Source organism: Streptomyces sp. NPDC007872, assembly GCF_042868165.1.
GTDB lineage: Bacteria > Actinomycetota > Actinomycetes > Streptomycetales > Streptomycetaceae > Streptomyces.
In genome coordinates, this window is the sequence record NZ_JBIAEA010000002.1 from 727,327 (window position 1) to 752,203 (window position 24,877).

The following is a 24,877-nucleotide window of genomic DNA, read 5'->3' on the forward strand; positions in this document are numbered from 1 at the left end:
CCGGCCGGCCCGCTCAGCGTCCCGCCGGCGTCCAGCGCAGTCGGCCGTCCAGGCCCATCGCCGCGACCCCGTCCGTGCCCGCGTCCGGCGCCCCCGCGAAGAGGAAACGTTCCAGCGTCCACACCGGCCGCGTCCCCGCCCCGGTCTTCCCCGTGCCCGTCCTGCCGTGCGAGGCCGTCGCCAGGAAGCCGGTGCGGGAGCGGACCGCGAGGAGGCCGTCGCCGCCGCTCGCCGGACCGAAGCCCGCGACCCCGGTGCCCGGCAGCTCCGTGAACGGGGAGACCGGGGCCGTACCGGAGAAGTCGGCGCTCCGCAGGTCGCCGGAGGACGGCTTGCGGAACCAGAGCCGCACCCCGTCCCCGTCCGGCGTCGGGGAGGCGCTCAGCGCCAGCGTCGTCGGGGGCAGACCGGTCGGCGCCGGACCCGTCAGCGGCCCGCCGGGGCGCCGCCCCGCCCAGGCCAGGACGGTCGTCGGGGTGCTCGCGAAGACGTACCCGCGCCCGCTCGCGTCCGTCGCCGCCACCGGGTCGCCGTACACCTCCGCGCCGCCGAGGACCCGCCACGGCCCCCAGTCCCCGCCGGCGAGCTGCTCGCGGGCGGTGAGGCGGTGGCGGCTGTCCCGCAGGACCAGGGTCGCCCGGCCGTCGGCGCCCACGGTCACGGCGGGCGCGCTGACGTCCGAGGAGCCGGAGGCGTCGTCCGGCTCGGGGGTGCCGAGGGACCGCCACGGGCCGAAGGCGCCGCCCGGCACCGCCTGCGCGGTGGTCACCACCTCCCGGTGGTAGTCCGCGAGGACCGTCCGGGTGCCGTAGACCGCGATCCGGCCGTCGGGCAGGACCACGGAGGTGACGCCGCTGTCCAGGCCGCCGCCGGGCAGCAGCTCCGGCCCCCGCCAGGCGACCGCGTCCGCGGCCTTCCGCCAGGTCGCGAGGCGCCCGTCGAGGACGGAGAAGGCGCGCAGGCCGCCGTCCGGCTCCCGCTGCACCCAGGAGGTGGAGGTCCCCCGGGCGTAGCGGACGGTCTGGGTCCAGCCCCGCCCGGCGGGCCGCGCGGCCACCTTCAGGTCGCCGCAGCCCGCGAGGGTCCCGCAGTCCGCGACCCCGTCCAGCCACGCGTACGTCTTCAGGGTCCTCAGCTTCGCGCCCGCCGCCTCGGCGTCGAGGGTGTGGGGCAGGGCGCTGGTCGGGTAGCCGAGGTAGTTCTGCACGCCGACGTGCGGGTGCCCGGGCGCCTCCGCGTACCGGGCCAGGGCCTCCTGGACGAACCGGGCCCCGTACAGGTGGTCCTGGTGGTCCCGGTACGCCCCCGTCCCCGGGTACGTGCCGGGCGTCGGGTCCTGCATCCGCACGAAGGTCGGCCGGAAGCGCTCCAGGAGCCCGGTCAACGTGGTGACGACCTGGCCCTTGTTGTACGAGAAGTCGGCGGTGGCCGGGCTGCCGGCGGAGAGCTGGGAGCCGAGCTCGGCCACGCGGCCGTGCCAGAGGCCGTTGAGGCTGTGCGGGCGGTCGTCGCTGATGGAACCGGCCTCGCGCATCTGCAGCCACACCAGCTTGACGTGCGGCTTCGCCCGCAGGGTGTCCAGCTCGGCCCACGCGCCGCCGGCCGTGGGGATCGCGGTCCGCTCCCAGGGGCTGGTCCTGCTGCCGGTCGCCATCTCGGCGTACGCGGCGCGGATGCCGTTCTGCCGGGCCTCGGCGTAGCCCGCCTTGTCGGCCGCGGTCCCGGCGGCGTCGCGCGGGCGCGCGTTGACGCCGTCCGACTCGCCCGCCGTGAGGTAGACGGAGGTCAGGGGGCTGCCGGAGTGGAGCGACTGGGATATGTCCGGGTTCATGAAGAACAGGTCGTCGTCCGGGTGCGCGACGAACTGCATCACCGCGGCCGTCCCGCCCGGCGGGACCTTCGCGGGCGCCCGGTCCGCCGCGGCCCGCGCGGCCCCTCCCGCCTTCGCGCCCGTCGCCGCGTGCGCCTCCGGCCCCTCGGGCGTGCCCGTCACCGTGAGGACCCCGGCGAGGGCGCCGCCCACCAGGGCGGCCGTGACCGCCGTCACGGCGGTCCCGCGGCGGGACGGGAGGTCGGAACGGCGGGGGCGGCGGAGGCGGCGGACGGGCATGGGTCGGTGGCGCGCTTTCGGAGAGGTCGGACGGTTCGCGGGGTCGGGGCCGTGCGGGGGCCGGGGCGGTGCGGGCGATCGGGGCGGTGCGCGGCACCGGACGGGCAGGCGAACGGCACCCCGGCGGGTGCCGGGGTGCCGTTCGAACGGACGGACGGGTCTCGCGCTCGGCAAGACGGACTTTCAAGAAATACGGTTCATCGGGCTCGAAAAGCGATCAATGTGGGGGAGGTCACGTGTGATCCGCCGCGAACCGAAGGCCTGTGCGCTCCCGCCCCCGGCGCCGGATAGGCTCGATCCCCCCGGATCCGGCGGGCCCGCCCCGGGGCTCGGACGTGCTCGGAGGGAGCGGCGGAATGACGGTGCCGGGACGCAGGAGCAGTACGTTCTCACGTCTGGTGCGGCACGGGTTCACCGACCCCTCGGGAGCCGAACGGCTCCTGGACGTGCCCGAGCTGTCCGCGCTGCGCGGCGACTCCGTGCTCCTCGAGGCCCTCGGCGCCACCGCCGACCCCGACCTCGCCCTGCGCGGCCTGGTCCGGCTCGTCGAGGCGCAGCCCGAGGCCGAGCGGCAGACCTTCACCGCCATCCTGCTCTCCGCCAAGCCCTTCCGGGACCGGCTCCTCGGCGTGCTCGGCGCCTCCGAGGCGCTCGGGGACCACCTGGCCCGCCACCCCCGCGACTGGGAGTCCCTCGTCACGTACGAGGCGGCCGACCTGCACCCGGGGGTCGCCGACTTCGAGCGGGGGCTCGCCGAGGCCACCGACCCGGTCGCGCTGCGGGTCGCCTACCGCCGCTGCCTGCTCGCCATAGCGGCCCGTGACGTGTGCGGCACCACCGACGTCGCCCAGGCCGCCGCCGAGCTGGCCGACCTGGCGACGGCGACCCTGCGCGCCGCGCTCGCCATCGCCGAGGCCGCCGCGCCCGCCGACGCCGCCCAGTGCCGACTCGCGGTGATCGCGATGGGCAAGTGCGGCGGCCACGAGCTGAACTACGTCTCCGACGTCGACGTGATCTTCGTCGGGGAGCCGGCCGAGGGCGCCGACGAGGGCAAGGCGATCCAGGCGGCGATCCGGCTCGCCTCCCACCTGATGCGGATCTGCTCCGAGACCACCGTCGAGGGCACCATCTGGCCGGTCGACGCCAACCTGCGCCCCGAGGGCCGCAACGGCCCCCTCGTCCGCACCCTCTCCTCCCACCTCGCCTACTACCAGCGCTGGGCGAAGACCTGGGAGTTCCAGGCCCTCCTCAAGGCGCGCGCGGTCGCGGGCGACCCGGAGCTGGGCTCCCGGTACATCGAGGCCGTCTCCCCGCTCGTCTGGCAGGCCGCCGAGCGCGAGAACTTCGTCCCCGACGTGCAGCGGATGCGCCGCCGGGTCGTCGACAACATCCCGGCCGCCCAGATCGAGCGCGAGCTGAAGCTCGGCCCCGGGGGCCTCAGGGACGTCGAGTTCGCCGTCCAGCTCCTCCAGCTCGTGCACGGCCGCAGCGACGCCACCCTGCACAGCGGCGCCACCCTCGACGCGCTCGCGGCCCTCGCCGCCGGCGGCTACGTCGGCCGGGCCGACGCGGCCCAGCTCGACGAGGCGTACCGCTTCCTGCGGGCCATGGAGCACCGCATCCAGCTCTACCGGCTGCGCCGCACCCACCTCGTCCCCGAGGACGAGACCGACCTGCGCCGCCTCGCCCGCTCCCTGGGCCTGCGCACCGACCCGGTCGCCTCGCTCACCAAGGAGTGGCGGCGGCACGCGGCCGTCGTCCGCCGCCTGCACGAGAAGATCTTCTACCGCCCGCTGCTCGACGCCGTCGCCCAGCTCGCCCCCGGCGAGACCCGGCTCAGCCCGAAGGCGGCCGGACAGCGGCTCGAAGCCCTGGGGTACGCGGACCCCGTCGCCGCCCTGCGCCACCTGGAGGCGCTGTCCTCCGGGGTGAGCCGGAAGGCCGCGATCCAGCGGACCCTGCTGCCCGTGCTGCTCGGCTGGTTCGCGGACTCGGCCGACCCGGACGCCGGGCTCCTCGGCTTCCGCAAGGTCTCAGACGCCCTCGGCAAGACCCCCTGGTACCTGCGGCTGCTGCGCGACGAGGGGGCCGCCGCCGAGAACCTCGCCCGGGTGCTCTCGGCCGGGCGGCTCGCCCCCGACCTGCTGCTCCGCGCCCCCGAGGCGGTCGCGCTGCTCGGCGACCCGGAGGGCCTCAAGCCCCGCGACCGGGGCCACCTGGAGCAGGAGGTCCTGGCGGCGGTCAAGCGCGCGGACGACGCCGAGCAGGCGGTCGCGGCGGCGCGCGGGGTGCGCCGCCGGGAGCTGTTCCGCACCGCCGCGGCCGACCTCATCGGCTCGTACGGCACCGAGGACAGTCCCCGCGAGCCCGACCCGGGCGCGCTCGTCGACCGGGTGGGGGAGGCCGTCACCGACCTCAACGCGGCCACGATCGCGGGCGCGCTGCGGGCCGCCGTGCGCGCCGAGTGGGGCGAGGAGCTGCCGACCCGGTTCGCGGTCATCGGCATGGGCCGCTTCGGCGGCCACGAGGTGGGGTACGGCTCCGACGCCGACGTCCTCTTCGTGCACGAGCCGCGCGAGGGCGTCGACGAGCAGGAGGCCGCCCGGGCCGCGAACCGGGTGGTCACCGAGATGCGCCGGCTCCTCCAACTGCCCACCGCCGACCCGCCGTTGCTGATCGACGCGGACCTCAGGCCGGAGGGCAAGAGCGGCCCCATGGTCCGCACCCTGAAGTCGTACGGGGCCTACTACCGCCGCTGGTCGCTCGTCTGGGAGAGCCAGGCGCTGCTGCGCGCCGAGCACGTGGCGGGCGACGCCGACCTGGGCGAGCGGTTCATCGAGCTCGTCGACCCGCTGCGCTACCCGGCCGAGGGGCTCGGCGAGGACGCGGTCCGCGAGATCCGCCGCCTCAAGGCCCGGATGGAGTCCGAGCGGCTGCCGCGCGGCGCCGACCCGACGCTCCACGCCAAGCTGGGGCGCGGCGGCCTGAGCGACGTCGAGTGGACGGTCCAACTGCTCCAGATGCGGCACGGCTGGGCCGAGCCGGGGCTGCGGACGACCCGTACCCGCGAGGCGCTGGCCGCCGCCCACGCGGCCGGGCTCATCCCCACCGAGGAGGCGCAGACCCTGGACGAGGCGTGGGTCCTCGCCACCCGCGTCCGCAACGCGGTGATGCTGGTGCGCGGCCGCCCCGGCGATACCTTCCCGTCCGAGCCGCGCGAACTCGCGGCGGTGGCGCGGTACCTGGGGTACGAGTCGGGGCACGTCGGCGAGATGGTCGACGACTACCGGCGGATCACCCGCCGGGCCCGCGCGGTCGTCGAGGAGCTGTTCTACGGGGCGTGAGGCCTCCGGCGGGGGAGGGGGCGCGCCCCGGCGAGGGTCCTACGGCGCGTCCGGCAGCGTCCTCACGTGGGCGAGGTACCCCGCGAGCGCCAGCTCGAACGCCTGGTTCGCGCGGCCCTCCGGGACCGCGCCCAGGGCGCGGGCCAGGCGAGGGGTGTCCGTCTCGTCGGCGAGCTCCCACATCGACTCGGGGGCGGCCAGGTCGAGGGCCGAGCCCAGGACGAGGTTCTCCAGGGCGATGATCACGGGCATGACGTCGGAGAGGGCGAAGCCCGCGTCGAGCAGCCGGCCGACGGCCTTCTCGTACTGGGCGAGGACCTTCGGGGCGCGCACCGGCGAGGTCATGAGGAGCGGGATCGCGCGCGGGTGGGCGGCGAAGGCGGCCCGGTAGGAGCGGGCCCAGGCGACGAGGGCCGCGTCCCAGGGCTCCAGGTCGAGGGTCCCGCCGTCGATCCCGGCGGCCACCCGCTCGCGGAGGAGCTCCACGATCCCGTCCCGCCCGTCGACGTGGTGGTAGACGGAGGCCGTCTGCACCCCGAGCCGCTTCGCGATCTGCGGGACGCTGAACTCGCCCTGCTCGTCGACGACTTCGAGCGCCGTGGTGGCGATGCGCTCCCGGTCGAGGAGGGGTCTGCGCGGCCGGCCCATGGGGCGTCACTTCCTGTCCGGGTTCCCGTCGGATTCCCGCCGGGTCTTCCCGAACGGTCGGGGCCGAGGCTACATTGCGCGAACCGAAAGCCTTTAGGTTTACGTCCGGCCGGACACCCACGCCCCTGCCACCCGCCACCGGAAGGCCCTCCCCAGCCATGTCCGCACCCGCCCCCGACGCGCCCCCGGGACTGAGGACCGGCACCCTCACCACCGCCGACGTCTCGTTCTTCGTCGTCTCCGCCGCCGCCCCCCTCACCGTCATGGCCGGCGTCGCGCCCGTCGCCATCCTGCTCGGCGGCGTCGGCGCCCCCGTCGGCTACCTCCTGGCCGGCCTCACCCTCACCGTCTTCGCCGTCGGCTTCACCACCATGAGCCGCCACGTCCGCAGCGCCGGCGCCTTCTACGCGTACATCGCGCGCGGCCTCGGCACCCCGATCGGCATCGCCGCCGCCCTCGTCGCCATGCTCGGCTACAACGGCATGGAGATCGGCGTGTACGGGCTCCTCGGCTCCGCCACCTCGGACACCGCCGCCGCCCTCGGCCACGACGTCCCCTGGCTGCCGGTCTCCCTCGCCGGCCTGCTCCTCATCTGGTACGGCGGCCACCGCTCGATCGACTTCGGCGCCAAGGTCCTCGGCGTCCTCCTCGTCGCCGAGACCGGCATCCTCGTCCTCCTCGCCGGCGGCGTCCTGCTCGACGGCGGGGCCCACGGCCTCTCCCTCGGCGGCCTCGCCCCCGCCCACGTCCTCACCGGCGGCACCGCCGCCGTCCTGGCCTTCGCCTTCGCCGCCTTCACCGGCTTCGAGTCCACCGTCATCTACCGGCGCGAGGCCCGGGACCCCGCCCGCACGATCCCCCGCGCCACCTACCTCGCGGTCGCCTTCCTCGGCCTCTTCTACGCCTTCGTCGTCTGGACCGTCATCCAGGCGTTCGGCGAGGACGAGGTCGTCCGAGCCGCCGCCGACGACCCCGGCGGCCTCTTCTTCGCCGCCATCACCACCTACGTCGGGTCCTGGGCCGCCGACCTGATGCACGTCCTCATCGTCACCAGCGTCCTGGCCTCCCTGCTCGCCTTCCACAACGCCATCAACCGCTACACCCTCTCCCTCGCCGAGGAGGGCGTCCTGCCGAAGGCCCTCGGCAGGATCCACCCCCGCCACCGCTCCCCGTACGTCGCCGGGGCCGCCCAGACCGCGCTCGGCGCGCTCGTGGTCCTCGCCTTCGCGCTCGCCGGGGCCGATCCGTACCAGCAGCTCCTGCTCTGGGTGAACACCCCGGGGATGCTGGGCCTGATGGTGCTCCAACTGCTCGCCGCGCTCGCCGTGCCGTTCTTCTTCCGCCGGATCCCGCACGACGAGGGCGTCCTGCGCACGGTCGTCGCCCCCGCCACCGCCTTCGTCCTGCTCGCCGGGGCGATCGCCCTCGTCGCCGGGCACGTCGGCCTCTTCACCGGGGCCTCGCCCGCCGTCAACACGGTCCTGCTCTCCGTCACCCCCGCCGTCTTCCTCCTCGGGCTCCTCCTGGCGCACCGGCTGCGCCGCACCCGCCCCGAGGTCTACGCCCGCTTCGCCGCCGAACCGTCCACCGGAACAGAAGGAGCAGAACCCCCGTGCCCGCACCCGACCTCGTCCTCGTCAACGCCCGCGTCCGCGACCCCGGACCGACCGGCCACACCGCTGTCGCCGTCCGCGACGGACTGATCACCGCCCTCGGCACCGACGCCGAGGCCCGCGACTGGACCGGACCCGGCACCGAGACCGTCGACCTGGCCGGTGCCACCCTCACCCCCGGCCTCACCGACGCCCACAGCCACCCCGTCTGGGGCCTGGAGATGTTCACCGGCACCGACCTCTCGGCCGTCACCGACCCCGAAGGACTGCGGGCCGCGCTCCGGGCCGCCGAGCGCCGCGACGGCTGGGTCCTCGGCTTCGGCCTCGACCACAACGCCTTCGGCGGCCGGCCCGTCCACCGCGACCTGATCGAGGACGCCCTCGACGGCGCCCCCGCCCACCTGCGCCTCTACGACGGCCACTCCGCCCTCGTGAACGGGACCGCCCTCAAGGCCGCCGGGATCGACGGACCCCGGACCTTCGCCCAGCACTCCGAGATCGTCTGCGGCTCCGACGGCACCCCCACCGGGCACCTGGTCGAGCACGCCGCCATGGACCTGATGACCCCGGTCCTGCCCGCCCTGCCGTACGCCGAGCGCCGCGACCGGCTCGTCGCCCTGCTCACCGGCATGGCCGCCACCGGACTCACCTCCGCCCACGTCATGGACCTCGGCGGACACGACGTCCCCGGCCTGCTCGCCGCCCTGGAGGAGGACGGCGACCTGCCGCTGCGGCTGCGCCTCGCCCCCTGGTGCATGCCCGGCGCCACCTCCGAGGAGCTCGACGCCTTCGTACGGCTCCAGGAGCGGGCCGGCCGGCTGTGGCGGATCGGCGGGGTGAAGTTCTTCATGGACGGCACCGTCGAGGGCGGCACCGCCTGGCTGGAGCACGCCGACTGCCACGGCCGGGGCACCGAGGCCTTCTGGCCCGACCCGGCCGCGTACTCCGCCGCCGTGGCCCGCCTGCACCGCGCCGGGGTCGGCACCGCCACCCACGCCATCGGCGACGCGGCCGTCCGGCACGTCCTCGACACCGTCGAAGGGCTCGGCGCGGGCGGCCCCCGGCACCGGATCGAGCACATCGAGACCGTCCCCGACGACCAGCTCGGGCGCTTCGCCGCCCTCGGCGTCGTCGCCTCGATGCAGCCCCCGCACACCGCGTACACCCGCGCCGACCACACCGACGAGTGGTCCGTACGGCTGGGGGAGGAGCGGGCCGGGCGCGCCTGGCGCTGCCGCGACCTGCGGGACGCCGGAGCGCACCTCGCGCTCGGCTCCGACTGGCCCATCGCCCACTACGACGCCCGGCAGGTCCTCGCCACCGCCCGCGCCCCGCGCGGCGCGGCCTCGGCCCGGCACGGGCTCACGGGCCTCATGGCCCTGGAGGGGATGACCACGCACGCGGCGTTCGCGGCGGGGGAGGAGGCGGTCGCGGGCCGGATCGCCCCGGGCTTCCGGGCCGACCTCGCCGCCTTCGCCGTGGACCCGGTGGAGGCCCCTGCGGACGAGACCGCCCAGGCCCCGGTCCGGCTCGCCGTCGCGGGCGGCCGGATCACGCACCGGGAGGTCTGAGGCGGGGCCCGCCCGACCGGACGGGACCCGCCTACCGGCGGGAGTCGACCGGCCGGCCCGGCTCGCCCTCGCGGTCCGCCTCCGGGAGCGGACCGCCGTGGGCGACCACGCCCACCGGCTCCACCGGCTCGACCAGCTTCGGCAGCCGGTGGGGCCGCGAGCCGTACCAGAAGTACGAGACGGCGAAGCCGAAGGCCAGGCAGAGCATGCCGCCGACCGCGTCCAGCCAGAAGTGGTTGGCGGTGGCCACGATCACCACGAGGGTCGCCGTCGGGTAGAGCAGGCCCAGGATCCGCGCCCAGGGCGCCTTCGCGAGGAGGAAGATCGTGATCCCGCACCAGAGCGACCAGCCGATGTGCATCGACGGCATCGCCGCGTACTGGTTCGACACGTGCTTGAGGTTCCCCGAGGCCATCGAGCCCCAGGTGTGGTGGACCAGGACCGTGTCCACGAAGTCCTGGCCGTTCATCAGCCGGGGCGGCGCGAGCGGGTACAGGTAGTAGCCGACCAGGGCCACGCCGGTGGTGGCGAACAGGACCGTGCGGAACGCCGCGTAACGGCCCGGCTGCCACCGGTACAGCCACACCAGCACACCGATGGTCACGACGAAGTGCAGCGTCGCGTAGTAGTAGTTCATCGTCACGATCAGCCACGTCACCGAGTTCACGGCGTGGTTGACGGTGTGCTCGAAGGCGAGCCCGAGGGACTCCTCGGCCCGCCAGATCCAGTCGGCGTTCCGGAGGGCCTGGGCCTTCTGCTCCGGCACCGCGTTGCGGACGAGCGAGTACGTCCAGTAGCTCACCGCGATGAGCAGGATCTCGAACCAGATCGTGGGGCGCCGGGGCACGCGCGTGCGCAGCCGCGACAGCCTGCCGTCGGCCACGATGGGTGACGACGGGGTCGTCCGGTTGTCCACACGCTTCACGGTCGTTTCACCCATGGGGAGAGAGTCTGCCAGATGGCCGCCCCCGACCGATCATCCCAAGGTCGGGTCCCGCGCGCACCCGGTCAGCCCTGGGAAGGAGGCCTAACGGCGGACGGCGCGGAGGCGGTGGAACCCCGGACCACCAGCTCGGGCATGAAGACGAACTCGGAGTGCGGGGCCGGGGTGCCGCCCACCTCTTCGAGCAGCGCGCGGACCGCGGCCTGCCCCATCGCCTGCACCGGCTGCCGGATGGTGGTCAGCGGCGGATCGGTGAACGCTATGAGGGGGGAGTCGTCGAAGCCGACGACGGAGACGTCCTTCGGCACGTCGAGCCCCTGCTGCCGGGCCGCCCGGATCGCGCCGAGCGCCATCATGTCGCTCGCGCAGACGACCGCCGTGCAGCCCTCGGCGATCAGCGCGCCCGCCGCCGCCTGACCGCCCTCCAGGGTGTAGAGGGAGTGCCGGATCAGCTCCTCGGACTCCTCGGGGGAGAGGCCGAGCCGCTCCTCCATGCCCTTCTGGAAGCCCTCTATCTTGCGCAGCACCGGCACGAACCGCTTCGGCCCGACGGCCAGCCCGATCCGGGTGTGCCCGAGCGCGGCCAGGTGCGTCACCGCGAGCCGCATCGCCGCCCGGTCGTCGGGGGACACGAAGGGCGCCTGCACCCGGGGCGAGAAGCCGTTGAGCAGGACGTACGGGACGCCCTTGCCGCGCAGCCGGTCGTAGCGGGTGGTGTCGGCCGTGGTGTCGGCGTGCAGCCCGGAGACGAAGATGATGCCGGCGACGCCGCGCTCCACCAGCATGTCGGTGAGCTCGTCCTCGGTGGACCCGCCGGGGGTCTGGGTGGCGAGGACCGGCGTGTACCCCTGCCGGGTCAGGGCCTGCCCGATGACCTGGGCCAGGGCGGGGAAGATCGGGTTGTCCAGCTCGGGGGTGATGAGGCCGACGAGTCCCGCGCTGCGCTGGCGCAGGCGCACGGGCCGCTCGTAACCGAGCACGTCGAGCGCGGCGAGGACGGATTCGCGGGTGGCGGTGGCCACGCCGGGCTTTCCGTTGAGCACGCGGCTGACTGTGGCCTCACTGACCCCCGCCTGGGCTGCGATGTCGGAGAGCCGCGCGGTCATGGGAGTGGACTGTACCGGTCACGGGGCGTATTGCCCACCGCCCCTGCGCACCCCGTCCGCACCGGCCGGGAGTCGTCCTCCTGCAAGGTCTTGCAGTCCTTGCGGGGCGGGGCGGGGGCGCGTGAGGTGCGCAAGGGCGCACTTCCGCCCCTGTCAAGCGGCCCGTCGGCAACCTTAGGGACACGCGGATGTAACGATCGCCGCGTCTTGCAGAAAAGTCCCGCAAGGTCTTTCGGCTCGTTTTCATCCCTGTTACGTTCCTGCCAACCCGGAGCGCCGCGAGGGAGCGGTCGCATGAGGAAGGTTCCAGCCCCTCGTCCCCCCGGGATCAGTTGAAGGAGTTCACATGCGGCGTGGCATAGCGGCCACCGCGCTGGTCGCGGCCCTGGGCGTGACCCTGGCGGCGTGCGGGAGCGACAGCGGTTCCGACAACGGCGGCTCGAAGGGCTCGGGCGAGCTCTCCGGCACCGTGACGTGGTGGGACACCTCCACGGTCGGCTCCGAGGACAAGGTCTTCAAGAAGGCCGCCGAGGACTTCACCAAGAAGCACCCCAAGGTCACCGTCAAGTACGTGAACGTGCCCTTCGGCGAGGCGCAGAACAAGTTCAAGAACGCCGCGCAGTCCGGCTCCGGCGCGCCCGACGTCATCCGCTCCGAGGTCGCCTGGACCCCCGAGTTCGCGGACCTCGGCTACCTGGCCCCGCTCGACGGCACCGCCGCGCTGAAGAACGCCGACGACTTCCTCGACCAGGCCGCCGCCTCCACCAAGTACAACGGCAAGACCTACGCGGTCCCGCAGGTCATCGACTCCATGGGCATCTTCTACAACAAGAAGATCTTCAAGGAGGCCGGCGTCGAGGTCCCCAGGACCATCGCCGAGCTGAAGGCCGTCTCCGCCAAGATCAAGCAGAAGACCGGCAAGACCGGCCTCTACCTGCGCGGCGACGACGCCTACTGGTTCCTCTCCTTCCTCTACGGCGAGGGCGGCGACCTCGTCGACGCCGAGAAGAAGACGGTCACCGTCGACGACCCGGCCGGCGTGAAGGCCTTCAAGACCGTCAAGGACCTGGTGGACTCCGGCGCGGCCAAGACCGACGCGACCGACGGCTGGAACAACATGCAGACCGCCTTCAAGGACGGCAAGGTCGCCATGATGATCAACGGCCCGTGGGCCGTCGCCGACACCTACGCGGGCAAGGAGTTCGCGGACAAGGCCAACCTGGGCATCGCCCCGGTCCCGGCCGGCTCCGGCGGCCAGGGCGCCCCGCAGGGCGGCCACAACCTCGCCGTCTACGCGGGCTCCAAGAACCTGGACGCCTCCTACGCCTTCGCCGAGTACATGACCTCGGTCGAGACGCAGACCACCATCGCGAAGGAGCTCAGCCTCCTGCCGACCCGCGAGTCCGTCTACATCAAGCCGGACGTGGCGAGCAACGAGATGATCTCCTTCTTCAAGCCGGTCGTGCAGAAGGCCGTCGAGCGCCCCTGGATCCCGGAGACCGGCAGCCTCTTCGCGCCGCTCGTCACCGAGTACACCAAGGTCCTGACCGGCCAGACCACCCCGGAAGCGGGAGCCAAGGCGTCCGGCGACGCCTACCGCAAGCTCCTCAAGGACTGGAAGTAACAGGAAGGCGGACCGGCTGATGGCCGTGGACACCACCGGCCAGTCGGTGGCGAAGGCCGCGGGCGACCCTGTCGCCCGCGGCCGGAGCCGCGGGACTGGCAAGCGCAGGAGGGCCGAGAAGCGCTCCCTCGCCACCCACTGGTACGCCTGGGCGATGGTCGCCCCGGTGATCGTCGTGATCGCCGTGATCATCGGCTATCCGCTGGTCCGCGGCGTCTACCTGTCGCTGACGAACGCCAACGAGCGCAACGTCGCGCGCTCGATCGGCGTCAACGAGATCCCGGCCACCTACGAGTTCGTCGGCCTGGACAACTACGCCGACGCCCTCACCGGCAGCCAGTTCCTCTCCACCCTGGGCTGGACCCTGGTCTGGACGGTCGCCTGCGTCTCGGTGACCTTCGCCCTCGGCCTGACCCTCGCCAACGTCCTCAACCGGAGGATCGCCGGCCGCTCCTTCTACCGGCTGCTGCTCATCCTCCCCTGGGCGGTGCCCGGCTTCGTCTCCGTCTTCGCCTGGCGCTTCCTCTACAACCAGGACAACGGCCTCCTCAACAAGATCCTCGCGGGCGGCGGCATCGACGCCGTGCCGTGGCTGAACGACCCCACCTGGGCCAAGCTCTCGGTCATCGCCGTCAACGTCTGGCTCGGCGTGCCGTTCATGATGGTCGCCCTCCTCGGCGGCCTCCAGTCCATCCCCGGCGAGCTGTACGAGGCCGCCGAGATGGACGGCGCGAACGCCTGGCAGCGGTTCCGGCACATCACCATGCCCGGCCTCAGCTCGGTCTCCACGACGGTGGTCCTGCTCTCCACCATCTGGACCTTCAACATGTTCCCGGTGATCTTCCTGCTCACCCGGGGCGGGCCCGGCGAGGCCACCCAGATCCTCGTCACCCAGGCCTACAAGTTCTCCTTCGAGGTCAGTCCGCGCGACTTCGCCCAGTCGTCCACCTGGGGCGTGCTCATCCTGGTCCTCCTGATGCTGTTCGCCGCGGTCTACCGCCGAGTCCTCCGCAAGCAGGGAGAAGTCTGGTGACCACCACGACCCCCACCCCCCGGGCGGTGACCAACGCGCCGGTCCGCGGCCGCCGTTCGCCGCTCTCCTCGGCCGCGCTGCACCTGACGCTGATCACGGCCTCCGTGATCGCCGTCTTCCCGGTCCTCTGGGTGCTGCTGACCTCGCTCAAGCCCGCGAAGTACGCCATCACCACGGACTTCTTCAAAGAGACGACGTTCGAGAACTACACGAACCTCCTGAACGACACCCCGTTCCTCACCTGGTTCGGCAACTCGCTGCTCATCGCGGGCCTCACCACGCTCGTCGGCGTCTTCATCTCGGCCACCACCGGCTACGCCGTCAGCCGCTTCCGCTTCCCCGGCAAGCGCGGCCTGATGTGGACGCTGCTCATCACCCAGATGTTCCCGGTCGCCGTCCTGATCGTGCCGATCTACAACATCATGTCGTCGACGGGCCTGCTCAACCGGCCGGCCGGCCTGGTCATCACCTACCTGACCATCGCCGTCCCGTTCTGCGCCTGGATGATGAAGGGCTTCTTCGACACCATCCCGCGCGAGATCGACGAGTCCGGGTACGTCGACGGCCTCACCCCCTTCGGCACCTTCTGGCGGCTGATCCTGCCGCTGGCCAAGCCGGGCATCGCCGTCACCGCGTTCTACTCCTTCATCACCGCGTGGGGCGAGGTCGCCTACGCCTCCGCCTTCATGGTCGGCGACGAGAACCTCACCCTCGCGGGCGGACTCCAGAAGTTCGTCAACCAGTACGGCGCCCAGTGGGGCCCGATGTCCGCGGCCTCCGTGCTCATCGCCATCCCCGCGGCGCTGGTGTTCCTCTTCGCCCAGCGGCACCTGGTCACCGGCATGTCCGCCGGTGCCGTCAAGGGCTGAGCCCGACCACCGCCCCCGCACGCCCCTCCTTACTCCCAGGGAAGACATGACCCAGCATCTCGCCGCCCCGGCCGACGTCCCCACCACCGGAACGCACACGGGCTGGTGGAGAGACGCCGTGATCTACCAGGTCTACCCGCGCAGCTTCGCCGACGGCAACGGCGACGGCATGGGTGACCTGGAGGGCGTCCGCAGCCGGCTGCCGTACCTCAGGGACCTGGGCGTCGACGCCGTCTGGCTCTCGCCGTTCTACGCCTCCCCGCAGGCCGACGCCGGTTACGACGTCGCCGACTACCGGGCCATCGACCCGATGTTCGGCTCCCTGCACGACGCCGACGCGGTGATCCGCGAGGCCCACGCCCTGGGCCTGCGGATCATCGTCGACCTCGTCCCCAACCACTCCTCCGACCAGCACGAGTGGTTCCAGCGGGCCCTGCGCGAGGGCCCCGCCTCCCCGCTGCGCGAGCGCTACCACTTCCGCCCCGGCCGGGGCGCGAACGGCGAACTGCCGCCCAACGACTGGGAGTCCATCTTCGGCGGCCCGGCCTGGACCCGCACCCAGGACCCGGACGGCACCCCCGGCGACTGGTACCTGCACCTCTTCGCCCCGGAGCAGCCCGACTTCAACTGGGAGCACCCGGCCGTCCGCGACGAGTTCCGCTCCATCCTGCGCTTCTGGCTCGACATGGGCGTCGACGGCTTCCGCGTCGACGTCGCCCACGGCCTGGTCAAGGCCGCCGGCCTGCCCGACATCGGCGCCCACGACCAGCTCAAGCTGCTCGGCAACGACGTCATGCCCTTCTTCGACCAGGACGGCGTCCACGAGATCTACCGCTCCTGGCGGAAGGTCCTCTCCGAGTACGACGGGGAGCGCGTCCTCGTCGCCGAGGCCTGGACCCCCACCGTCGACCGCACCGCGAACTACGTGCGCCCCGACGAGATGCACCAGGCCTTCAACTTCCAGTACCTGGGCACCCACTGGGACGCCACCGAGCTGCGCACCGTCATCGACGCCTCGCTCGCCGCGATGCGCCCGGTCGGCGCCCCCACCACCTGGGTCCTGTCCAACCACGACGTCACCCGGCACGCCACCCGCTTCGCCAACCCGGCGGGCCTCGGCACCCAGTTGCGCGAGGCCGGCGACCGCGAGCTCGGCCTGCGCCGGGCCCGCGCCGCGACCCTCCTCATGCTGGCCCTGCCCGGCTCGGCCTACGTCTACCAGGGCGAGGAGCTCGGCCTGCCCGACGTCACCGACCTGCCCGACGAGGTCCGCCAGGACCCGTCCTTCTGGCGGGCCAGCGGCCAGGACGGCTTCCGCGACGGCTGCCGGGTGCCGATCCCGTGGACCGTCGGGGGCACCTCGTACGGCTTCGGCGCCGGCGGCTCCTGGCTGCCGCAGCCCGCGGCCTGGGGCGCGCTGAGCGTCGAGGCGCAGACCGGCGACCCGGGCTCCACCCTGGAGCTGTACCGCAGCGCGCTCGCCGTGCGCCGGACGCAGCCCGGACTCGGCGCGGGCGAGGGTGTCGAATGGCTGGAGGCCCCCGAGGGCGTCCTCGCCTTCCGGCGCGACGGCTTCGTCTGCACCGCCAACACCACCGGCCGGGCCCTTTCCGTCCCGCTGCCCGGCCGGTTCCTCCTCTCCAACGAGCCCGTCGCCCCCGGCGCGGACGCGGTGGAGCTGCCCGCCGACACCACCGTCTGGTGGGCGGTGTGACGATCCCCCTGCCGCGGGGCGCCGGAACGGGCGCCCCGCGGCTCGCGGACATCGCGGCCCAGTCCGGCGTCAGCGAGGCCACCGTCAGCCGCGTCCTCAACGGCAAGGCGGGCGTGGCCGGCGCGACCCGGCACAAGGTGCTCGCCGCGCTCGACGTGCTCGGCTACGAGCGTCCCGTACGCCTCAAACAGCGCAGCGCGGGCCTCGTCGGGCTCGTCGTGCCCGAGTTGACCAACCCGATCTTCCCGGCGTTCGCGCAGGTCGTCGAGCAGGTCCTCGCCGGGCACGGCTACACCCCGGTCCTGTGCACCCAGATGCCCGGCGGCGCCACCGAGGACGAGCTGGTCGAGCAGCTCGTGGAGCGCGGGGTGTCCGGCATCGTCTTCCTCTCCGGGCTCCACGCGGACGCCACCGCCGACCCGGCCCGCTACGCCCGGCTCGCCGCCCGGGGCGTGCCGTTCGTCCTCATCAACGGCTACAACGAGCACGTCGACGCCAACTTCGTCTCCCCGGACGACCGGGCCGCCGCCCGCATGGCCGTGCGCCACCTGGTCGAGCTGGGCCACGAGCGCGTCGGCCTCGCCATCGGCCCCACCCGCTACGTCCCCTCGCGCCGCAAGGCCGAGGGCTTCGCCGCTGAGCTGTACGAGCTCCTCGGCGTCGAGCGCGCGGACGCCGAACGGTTCATCCGGCCCACCCTCTTCGGCGTCGAGGGCGGTCACGCCGCCGCCGACATCCTCCTCGGCGAGGGCTGCACCGGCATCGTCTGCGGCTCCGACCTGATGGCGCTCGGCGTGATCCGCGCGGTCCGCGCCCGGGGCCTCGACGTGCCCCGGGACGTCTCCGTCGTCGGCTTCGACGACTCGCCCCTGATCGCCTTCACCAGCCCGCCGCTCTCCACCGTCCGCCAGCCCGTGCAGGCGATGGCCACGGCCGCCGTGGGCGCGCTCCTGGAGGAGATCGAGGGGAACCCCGTGCAGCGCACGGAGTTCGTGTTCCAGCCGGAGCTGGTGGTGCGCGGTTCCACGGCGCAGCCGCCCGGCCGGGGCGCGGAGCCGCAAGTCCTTTCGTAACAACTTGCGTTGCGGCGTCCGGAGGGTTGACCGGGCGTCGGGGCGCTCATACGGTCACGGCTGAAAACAGTTGCTGAACTTTTCGGCAACTTCTTGCGACAGTGAAGTCAGCAGGAGGAAACATGGCCAGAAAGACCGTGGCCGCTGCACTCGCCCTCGTGGCGGGAGCCGCTGTGGCCGTCACGGGAAACACCCCCGTCCAGGCCGCACCCCCCGGTGAGAAGGACGTCACCGCGGTGATGTTCGAGTGGAAGTTCTCCTCGGTCGCCAAGGAGTGCACCGACCGCCTCGGGCCCGCCGGATACGGCTACGTCCAGGTCTCCCCGCCCCAGGAGCACGTCCAGGGCGGCCAGTGGTGGACCTCGTACCAGCCGGTCGGCTACAGGATCGCCGGACGCCTCGGGGACCGCGCCGCCTTCAAGAGCATGATCGACACCTGTCACGCGGCGGGCGTGAAGGTCGTCGTGGACTCCGTCATCAACCACATGGCGAACGGGTCGGGCACGGGAACGGGCGGGACCCCGTTCTCCAAGTACGACTACCCGGGCCTCTACTCCGGCGCCGACATGGACGACTGCCGGGCCGAGATCACCAACTACCAGGACCGCGCCAACGTCCAGAACTGCGAACTGGTCAAGCTCCCCGACCTGGACACCGGCGAGGACCACGTCCGCGGGAAGATAGCCGGCTACCTCAACGACCTGCTCTCCCTGGGCGTCGACGGCTTCCGGATCGACGCCGCCAAGCACATGCCGGCCGCCGACCTCGCCGCCATCAAGGCGCGGCTCACCAAGCCCGGCGCGTACTGGAAGCAGGAGGCCATCTTCGGCGCGGGCGAGGCCGTCTCCCCGGGCGAGTACCTCGGCAACGGCGACGTGCAGGAGTTCCGCTACGCCCGCGACCTCAAGCGGGTCCTGCAGAACGAGAAGCTGGCGTACCTGAAGAACTTCGGCGAGGCCTGGGGCCACATGCCCTCCGGCCAGGCCGGCGTCTTCGTCGACAACCACGACACCGAGCGCCAGGGCGACACCCTGAACTACAAGGACGGCGCGAGCTACACCCTCGCCTCCGTCTTCATGCTCGCCTGGCCCTACGGCTCCCCGGACGTCCACTCCGGCTACGAGTGGACCGACAAGGACGCCGGTCCGCCCAACGGCGGCCAGGTGAACGCCTGTTACAGCGACGGCTGGAAGTGCCAGCACGCCTGGCGCGAGATCGCCTCCATGGTCGCCTTCCGCAACACCGCGCGCGGCCAGGCCGTCACGGACTGGTGGGACAACGGCAACGACGCGATCGCGTTCGGCCGCGGCTCCAAGGCCTACGTGGCGATCAACCACGAGTCCTCGGCGCTCACCCGCGCCTACCAGACCTCCCTGCCCGCCGGCACCTACTGCGACGTGCAGTCGAACAACCCCGTGACCGTCGACGGCTCGGGGCGGTTCACGGCCACCCTCGGTGCCCACACCGCGCTCGCCCTGCACGTCAACGCCAAGGGCTGCGGCACCAACCCGCCCGCCGCCACCGGCACCTCCTTCCAGGCCACCGCCACCACGGTGACCGGCCAGGACATCCACGTCACCGGCAACCGCGCCGAACTGGGCAACTGGTCCCCGGCCTCGGCCCCCAAGCTCGACCCGGCCGCCTACCCGGTCTGGAAGCTGACGCTCTCCCTGCCCGCCGGGACGGTCTTCGAGTACAAGTACGTCCGCAAGGACGCCGCCGGGAACGTCACCTGGGAGTCCGGCGCCAACCGCACCGCGACCGTCCCCGCCTCCGGGCAGCTCGTCCTGAACGACACGTTCCGCGGCTGAACCGCGACCGGCCCCCCACCAGCCGCGCCCCCTCCCCCTCCACCGACCCCGCACCGCAAGGGCCGCCCCGTCCGGGGCGGCCCCCTCTTCCCGTACCTCCAGGGAGACTCCCGTGATACGCAAGAGAACGGCCGTCGCGCTGGCCGCCGCCCTGTGCGCGGCCCTCGTGCCCGCCGTGCCCGCGACCGCCGCGCCGAAGCCCCCGGCCCCGCCGTCCGACCGGGCGCTCGCGGCCGAACCCGCCCGCCAGGACCTCACCCGCGAGCAGTTCTACTTCGTCCTGCCCGACCGCTTCGCCAACGGCGACCCGTCCAACGACCGCGGCGGCCTCACCGGCAGCCGCACCCGGACCGGCTTCGACCCCACCGACAAGGGCTTCTACCAGGGCGGCGACCTCAAGGGCCTGACCCGGCGGCTCGACTACATCAAGGGCCTCGGCACCACCGCCATCTGGATGGCGCCGATCTTCAAGAACCGGCCCGTGCAGGGCGAGGGGGAGAACGCCTCCGCCGGCTACCACGGCTACTGGATCACCGACTTCACCCAGGTCGACCCCCACTTCGGCACCAACGCCGACCTGGAGAGGCTGATCGCCGCCGCCCACGCCAAGGGCATGAAGGTCTTCTTCGACGTCATCACCAACCACACCGCCGACACCGTCGACTACGCCGAGAAGACGTACGGCTACCGCCCCAAGGGCGCCTACCCCTACCTCGACGAGGACGGCCGCCCCTTCGACGACCGTCGGGCCGTCGGCCGGGTGGACGCGGACTCCTTCCCGTACACGCCGATCGCGAAGACGGACGCCGAGAAGGGCGTCAAGGTCCCCTCCTGGCTCAACGACCCCACGATGTACCACAACCGGGGCGACTCCACCTGGGTCGGCGAGTCCGCCGAGTACGGCGACTTCGTCGGCCTGGACGACCTGTGGACCGAGCGGCCCGAGGTCGTCGAGGGCATGGAGCGGATCTACGAGAAGTGGGTCCGCGACTTCAAGATCGACGGCTTCCGGATCGACACCGTCAAACACGTCGACCTGGACTTCTGGACCCAGTGGGCCACCGCCCTCGACGCCTACGCCAAGAAGCGGGGCCGCGAGGACTTCTTCATGTTCGGCGAGGTCTACTCCGCCGACACCGCCGTCACCGCCCCCTACGTCACCCGGGGCCGCCTCGACGCCACCCTCGACTTCCCCTTCCAGGACGCGGCCCGCGCCTTCGCCTCCCAGGGCGCCGGAGCCGACCGCCTCGCCAAGGTGTTCGCCGAGGACTACCGGTACACCACCGACAAGGCCAACGCCTACGAGCAGGTGACCTTCCTCGGCAACCACGACATGGGCCGCGTCGGCACCTTCCTCAAGCAGGACAACCCGAACGCCACCGACGCCGAACTCCTGGAGCGGGCCCGGCTCGCCAACGAGCTGATGTTCCTCTCCCGGGGCAACCCGGTCGTCTACTCCGGCGACGAGCAGGGCTTCACCGGCGCCGGCGGCGACAAGGACGCCCGCCAGCCCCTCTTCGCCTCGCAGGCCGCCGACTACCTCGACGACGACCAGCTCGGCACCGACCGCACCCACGCCACCGACGCGTACGACACCGGCCACCCGGTCTACCGCTCGATCGCCGCCCTGTCGAAGCTGACCCGCGAGCACCCGGCCCTCCGCGACGGCGTCCAGCAGGAGCGGTACGCCGAGGGCTCCGTCTACGCCTTCTCCCGCACGGACGCGAAGGCGCGCACCGAGTACCTCGTCGCCGCCAACGGCTCCACCGCCGACAAGGCCGTCACGATCCCCGTCGACTCGGCCGCCTTCCGCACCCTGTACGGAGGCGGGGGCGCCGTCACGGCGAAGGACGGCGAGGTGACCGTCACCGTCCCGGCCCTCTCCTCCCTGGTCCTCAAGGCCGACCGGCCCCTCCCCGCCCCGGCCGCGAAGCCCTCCCTGGACCTGAAGGCGCCCGCCGCCGGAGCCACCGGCACCGTCGAACTCTCCGCCGACGTCACCGGCGGGCAGCTCAACCGGGTCGTCTTCGCCGCCCAGGTCGGCAACGGGCGCTGGCAGACCCTCGGCACCGCCGACCACGCCCCCTACAAGGTCACCCAGCACGTGACCGCCCCCGCCGGCACCGCCCTGCGCTACAAGGCCGTCGTCGTCGACGGCGCCGGCCGCACCGCGAGCGCCACCGCCGCCACCACGGCGGGCGCGCCCCCGGCCCCCGAGAAGCCGGTGGCCGTCGAGCGCACCCACGCGATCGTCCACTACGAGCGCGAGGACGGGAACTACGACGGCTGGAAGCTGAGGGCCGCGGGCCAGGAGGCCGCGTTCACCGGCCGCGACGCCCACGGCGCCTTCGCCTGGGTCAAGGTCCCCGAGGGCGCCGCCACGATCCCGTACACCGTCGAGAAGGACGGCGTCGCCGACGGCCCGCGGCGGACCGTCGACCTCGGCCGCACCGGCGAGGTCTGGATCACCCAGGGCCGGGACGGCCAGTCCGACACCGACCCGGCGCCCGTCACCCCCGACAAGACCAAGGCGGTGCTGCACTACCAGCGGGCCGACGGCGACCACGACGGCTGGGGCCTGCACACCTGGACCGGCGCCGCCCAGCCCACCGACTGGTCCAAGCCCCTGCTGCCCGTCCGCGTCGACGCGTACGGCGCCGTCTACGAGGTGCCCCTCGCCGCGGGCGCGACCTCCCTCTCGTACATCCTCCACAAGGGCGACCAGAAGGACCTGCCCACCGACCAGTCCCTCGACCTCGCCACCTACGGCCACGAGGTCTGGCTGCTCGGCGGGGAGCCCGAGTACCTCCTCCCGACCGTCGGCGGCGCCCCCGACCTCGACCTCGCCAAGGCCTCGGCCCAGTGGATCGACCGGAACACCGTCGTCTGGAAGGTGAAGGCCACCGACGCCACCAGCCAGCAGCTCGTCTACGCGAAGGACGGCGGGATCGCCGTCACCGGCGGCGCCCTGAACACCGAGGGCCAGTGGCTCCGGCTGAACCGGGCCGCGCTCACCGACGCCCAGAAGGCGAAGTACCCCCACCTCAAGGACTACCCGGCCTTCACCGTCGACCCGCGCGACGCCGACCGGGTCCGCGACTCCCTGCGGGGCCAGCTCCTCGCCACCCAGCGCGCCGCCAACGGCGCCCTGCTCGCCGCCACCGGCGTCCAGACCGCCGGCGTCCTCGACGACCTGTACGCGAAGAAGGCGACCGGCGCCGCCCTCGGCCCGGTCTTCGGCCGCCACGGCGTCACCCTCTCCGTCTGGGCCCCCACCGCCCGGTCCGTCGCGCTCGAACTCGACGGCCGGACCGTCGCCATGCGCCGCGACGACACCACCGGCGTCTGGTCCGCCACCGGCCCGAGGTCCTGGACCGGGAAGCCCTACCGGTACGCGGTGGAGGTCTGGGCCCCCACCGTCCAGAAGACGGTCACCAACAAGGTCACCGACCCCTACTCCACCGCCCTCACCACCGACTCCGCCCGCAGCCTCGCCGTCGACCTCACCGACCCGAAGCTCGCCCCCACCGGTTGGAAGGGCCTGAGGAAGCCCGCCGCCGTGCCGCTGCGGGACGCCCGGATCCAGGAACTCCACATCCGCGACTTCTCCATCGCGGACCCCACGGCCCGCGCCGACCACCGGGGCACCTACCTCGCCTTCACGGACGAGGACAGCAAGGGCTCGAAGCACCTGCGCGACCTCGCCGCCTCCGGCACCTCCTACGTCCACCTCCTCCCGGCCTTCGACATCGGCACCGTCCCGGAGAAGAAGGGGGACCAGGCCACCCCGGCCTGCGACCCGAAGGCGTACGCCCCCGACTCCGAGGAACAGCAGGCCTGCGTCACCGCCGCCGCGGCGAAGGACGGCTTCAACTGGGGCTACGACCCGCTGCACTACACCGTCCCCGAGGGCTCCTACGCCACCGACCCCGAGGGCACCCGCCGCACCGTCGAGTTCCGGCGGATGGTCCAGGCCCTCAACGGCGACGGACTGCGCACCGTCATGGACGTCGTCTACAACCACACCGTCGCCGCCGGACAGTCCGACAAGTCCGTCCTCGACCGGATCGTGCCCGGCTACTACCAGCGCCTCGACGCCGACGGCGCCGTCACCACCTCCACCTGCTGCGCCAACACCGCGCCCGAGAACGCCATGATGGGCAAGCTCGTCGTGGACTCGATCGTCACCTGGGCCAGGGAGTACAAGGTCGACGGCTTCCGCTTCGACCTCATGGGCCACCACCCGAAGGCCAACATCCTGGCCGTGCGCAAGGCCCTCGACGCCCTGACCCCCGCCGAGGACGGCGTCGACGGCAAGGCGATCGTCCTCTACGGCGAGGGCTGGAACTTCGGCGAGGTCGCCGACGACGCCCGCTTCGTCCAGGCCACCCAGAAGAACATGGCCGGGACGGGCGTCGCGACCTTCTCCGACCGGGCCCGCGACGCCGTGCGCGGCGGCGGCCCCTTCGACGAGGACCCCGGAGTCCAGGGCTTCGCCTCCGGCCTCTACACCGACCCCAACACCTCGCCCGCCAACGGCACCCCGGCCGAGCAGAAGGCCCGCCTCCTGCACTACCAGGACCTCATCAAGGTCGGCCTGACCGGCAACCTCGCCGACTACGCCTTCACCGACACCTCCGGCCGCACGGTCAAGGGCTCCGAGGTCGACTACAACGGCTCCCCGGCCGGGTACGCGGCCGCCCCCGGCGACGCCCTCGCCTACGCCGACGCCCACGACAACGAGTCCCTGTACGACGCGCTCGCCTTCAAGCTCCCGGCGGGCACGTCCCCGGCCGACCGCGCCCGCATGCAGGTCCTCGCCCTGGCGACGGCCACGCTCTCGCAGGGCCCGGCGCTCTCCCAGGCCGGCTCGGACCTGCTGCGCTCCAAGTCCCTGGACCGCAACTCCTACGACAGCGGCGACTGGTTCAACGCGATCCACTGGGACTGCCGCGACGGCAACGGCTTCGGCCGGGGCCTCCCGCCGGCCGCCGACAACAAGCCCAAGTGGGGCTTCGCGAAGCCGCTCCTGACGAACCCGTCCCTCACCGTCGGCTGCGCGCAGATCGACGGCGCCTCGGCCGCCTACCGGGACCTCCAGAAGATCCGCACCACCGAACCGGTCTTCTCCCTGGCCACCGCCGACCGGGTGCGCTCCGCCCTGACCTTCCCGCTCTCCGGCCGCGACGAGACCCCCGGCGTGATCACCATGCGCCTCGGCGACCTGGTCGTCGTCCTCAACGCGACCCCGGAGAAGCAGACCCAGGAGGTCACCGACCTGGCCGGCAGGAGCCACCGCCTGCACCCCGTCCAGGCGAAGGGCTCCGACGCGGTCGTGAAGACCGCCGCCTACGCGAAGGACTCGGGCACCTTCACGGTCCCGGCGCGGACGGTGGCGGTGTTCAAGGCCGGATGACC

Annotated in this window: 14 protein-coding genes; 10 read left to right on the forward strand and 4 right to left on the reverse strand. The window is 73.0% G+C overall.

Features of this window, described 5'->3' with window-relative positions:
• Positions 1 to 13: 13 nt before the first annotated feature.
• Positions 14 to 2,047 carry a PIG-L family deacetylase gene (locus ACFYNX_RS08485; RefSeq protein ID WP_388659035.1) on the reverse strand — a complete coding sequence of 678 codons (2,034 nt, stop codon included), beginning with the start codon at positions 2,045 to 2,047 and terminating at the stop codon, positions 14 to 16.
• Between the two features lie 419 nt (positions 2,048 to 2,466).
• Between ACFYNX_RS08485 and ACFYNX_RS08490 the strand changes: the two genes are divergently transcribed.
• Complete coding sequence (locus ACFYNX_RS08490; protein WP_388659038.1) at positions 2,467 to 5,454, forward strand: bifunctional [glutamine synthetase] adenylyltransferase/[glutamine synthetase]-adenylyl-L-tyrosine phosphorylase; 2,988 nt, start codon at positions 2,467 to 2,469, stop codon at positions 5,452 to 5,454.
• A 39-nt stretch (positions 5,455 to 5,493) separates the two neighbouring features.
• Here ACFYNX_RS08490 and ACFYNX_RS08495 read toward each other — a convergent pair whose 3' ends face one another.
• A complete protein-coding gene (locus ACFYNX_RS08495; protein ID WP_388659041.1) occupies positions 5,494 to 6,102 on the reverse strand; it encodes a TetR/AcrR family transcriptional regulator in 609 nt (202 codons plus the stop codon).
• A gap of 158 nt (positions 6,103 to 6,260) precedes the next feature.
• Here ACFYNX_RS08495 and ACFYNX_RS08500 point away from each other — a divergent pair, with 158 nt between their 5' ends.
• Positions 6,261 to 7,805 carry an APC family permease gene (locus ACFYNX_RS08500; protein ID WP_388659043.1) on the forward strand — a complete coding sequence of 515 codons (1,545 nt, stop codon included), beginning with the start codon at positions 6,261 to 6,263 and terminating at the stop codon, positions 7,803 to 7,805.
• Positions 7,715 to 9,286 (forward strand): amidohydrolase, encoded by a 1,572-nt coding sequence (locus ACFYNX_RS08505; protein ID WP_388659046.1) that lies wholly within the window; start codon positions 7,715 to 7,717, stop codon positions 9,284 to 9,286. Before ACFYNX_RS08500 ends, ACFYNX_RS08505 begins: the two co-directional genes overlap by 91 nt.
• 31 nt (positions 9,287 to 9,317) lie before the next feature.
• On the opposite strand, the gene ACFYNX_RS08510 is transcribed toward ACFYNX_RS08505, so the two are convergent.
• Positions 9,318 to 10,226 (reverse strand): phosphatase PAP2 family protein, encoded by a 909-nt coding sequence (locus ACFYNX_RS08510; RefSeq protein WP_125665540.1) that lies wholly within the window; start codon positions 10,224 to 10,226, stop codon positions 9,318 to 9,320.
• 68 nt (positions 10,227 to 10,294) lie between these two features.
• Positions 10,295 to 11,335 (reverse strand): LacI family DNA-binding transcriptional regulator, encoded by a 1,041-nt coding sequence (locus ACFYNX_RS08515; RefSeq protein WP_125665538.1) that lies wholly within the window; start codon positions 11,333 to 11,335, stop codon positions 10,295 to 10,297.
• A gap of 346 nt (positions 11,336 to 11,681) precedes the next feature.
• On the opposite strand from ACFYNX_RS08515, the gene ACFYNX_RS08520 reads away from it, so the two are divergent.
• The 7 genes from ACFYNX_RS08520 (at position 11,682) to pulA (ending at position 24,875) form a co-directional block, all read left to right on the forward strand.
• On the forward strand, positions 11,682 to 12,959 hold the full coding sequence (locus tag ACFYNX_RS08520; protein ID WP_388659051.1) for an extracellular solute-binding protein: 1,278 nt from the start codon (positions 11,682 to 11,684) through the stop codon (positions 12,957 to 12,959).
• Positions 12,960 to 12,978: 19 nt separating this feature from the next.
• Positions 12,979 to 13,992 (forward strand): carbohydrate ABC transporter permease, encoded by a 1,014-nt coding sequence (locus ACFYNX_RS08525; protein WP_388659054.1) that lies wholly within the window; start codon positions 12,979 to 12,981, stop codon positions 13,990 to 13,992.
• Entirely contained in the window at positions 13,986 to 14,861 is an 876-nt protein-coding gene (locus tag ACFYNX_RS08530; RefSeq protein WP_388659774.1) for a sugar ABC transporter permease, read from the forward strand. The genes ACFYNX_RS08525 and ACFYNX_RS08530 overlap by 7 nt, the downstream gene beginning before the upstream one ends.
• A gap of 46 nt (positions 14,862 to 14,907) precedes the next feature.
• Positions 14,908 to 16,575, forward strand: a complete 1,668-nt coding sequence (locus ACFYNX_RS08535) for a glycoside hydrolase family 13 protein (RefSeq protein ID WP_365550599.1) — start codon at positions 14,908 to 14,910, stop codon at positions 16,573 to 16,575.
• On the forward strand, positions 16,563 to 17,648 hold the full coding sequence (locus tag ACFYNX_RS08540) for a LacI family DNA-binding transcriptional regulator (RefSeq protein WP_365550602.1): 1,086 nt from the start codon (positions 16,563 to 16,565) through the stop codon (positions 17,646 to 17,648). Before ACFYNX_RS08535 ends, ACFYNX_RS08540 begins: the two co-directional genes overlap by 13 nt.
• Before the next feature lie 122 nt (positions 17,649 to 17,770).
• The gene (locus tag ACFYNX_RS08545) at positions 17,771 to 19,459 is read left to right on the forward strand and encodes a carbohydrate-binding module family 20 domain-containing protein (RefSeq protein ID WP_388659058.1); all 1,689 of its coding nucleotides are present in this window, start codon (positions 17,771 to 17,773) and stop codon (positions 19,457 to 19,459) included.
• Positions 19,460 to 19,571: 112 nt separating this feature from the next.
• On the forward strand, positions 19,572 to 24,875 hold the full coding sequence (pulA, locus tag ACFYNX_RS08550; protein WP_388659060.1) for a pullulanase-type alpha-1,6-glucosidase: 5,304 nt from the start codon (positions 19,572 to 19,574) through the stop codon (positions 24,873 to 24,875).
• Positions 24,876 to 24,877: the final 2 nt, after the last annotated feature.

Excerpts from the sequence above, each read along its gene's own strand:
- ACFYNX_RS08495 (WP_388659041.1), bottom strand. The coding sequence starts at position 6,102 with ATGGGCCGGCCGCGCAGACCCCTCCTCGACCGGGAGCGCATCGCCACC.
- ACFYNX_RS08525 (WP_388659054.1), top strand. The coding sequence starts at position 12,979 with ATGGCCGTGGACACCACCGGCCAGTCGGTGGCGAAGGCCGCGGGCGAC.
- ACFYNX_RS08490 (WP_388659038.1), top strand. The coding sequence starts at position 2,467 with ATGACGGTGCCGGGACGCAGGAGCAGTACGTTCTCACGTCTGGTGCGG.
- ACFYNX_RS08515 (WP_125665538.1), bottom strand. The coding sequence starts at position 11,335 with ATGACCGCGCGGCTCTCCGACATCGCAGCCCAGGCGGGGGTCAGTGAG.
- ACFYNX_RS08535 (WP_365550599.1), top strand. The coding sequence starts at position 14,908 with ATGACCCAGCATCTCGCCGCCCCGGCCGACGTCCCCACCACCGGAACG.
- ACFYNX_RS08520 (WP_388659051.1), top strand. The coding sequence starts at position 11,682 with ATGCGGCGTGGCATAGCGGCCACCGCGCTGGTCGCGGCCCTGGGCGTG.
- ACFYNX_RS08510 (WP_125665540.1), bottom strand. The coding sequence starts at position 10,226 with ATGGGTGAAACGACCGTGAAGCGTGTGGACAACCGGACGACCCCGTCG.
- ACFYNX_RS08545 (WP_388659058.1), top strand. The coding sequence starts at position 17,771 with ATGGCCAGAAAGACCGTGGCCGCTGCACTCGCCCTCGTGGCGGGAGCC.
- ACFYNX_RS08500 (WP_388659043.1), top strand. The coding sequence starts at position 6,261 with ATGTCCGCACCCGCCCCCGACGCGCCCCCGGGACTGAGGACCGGCACC.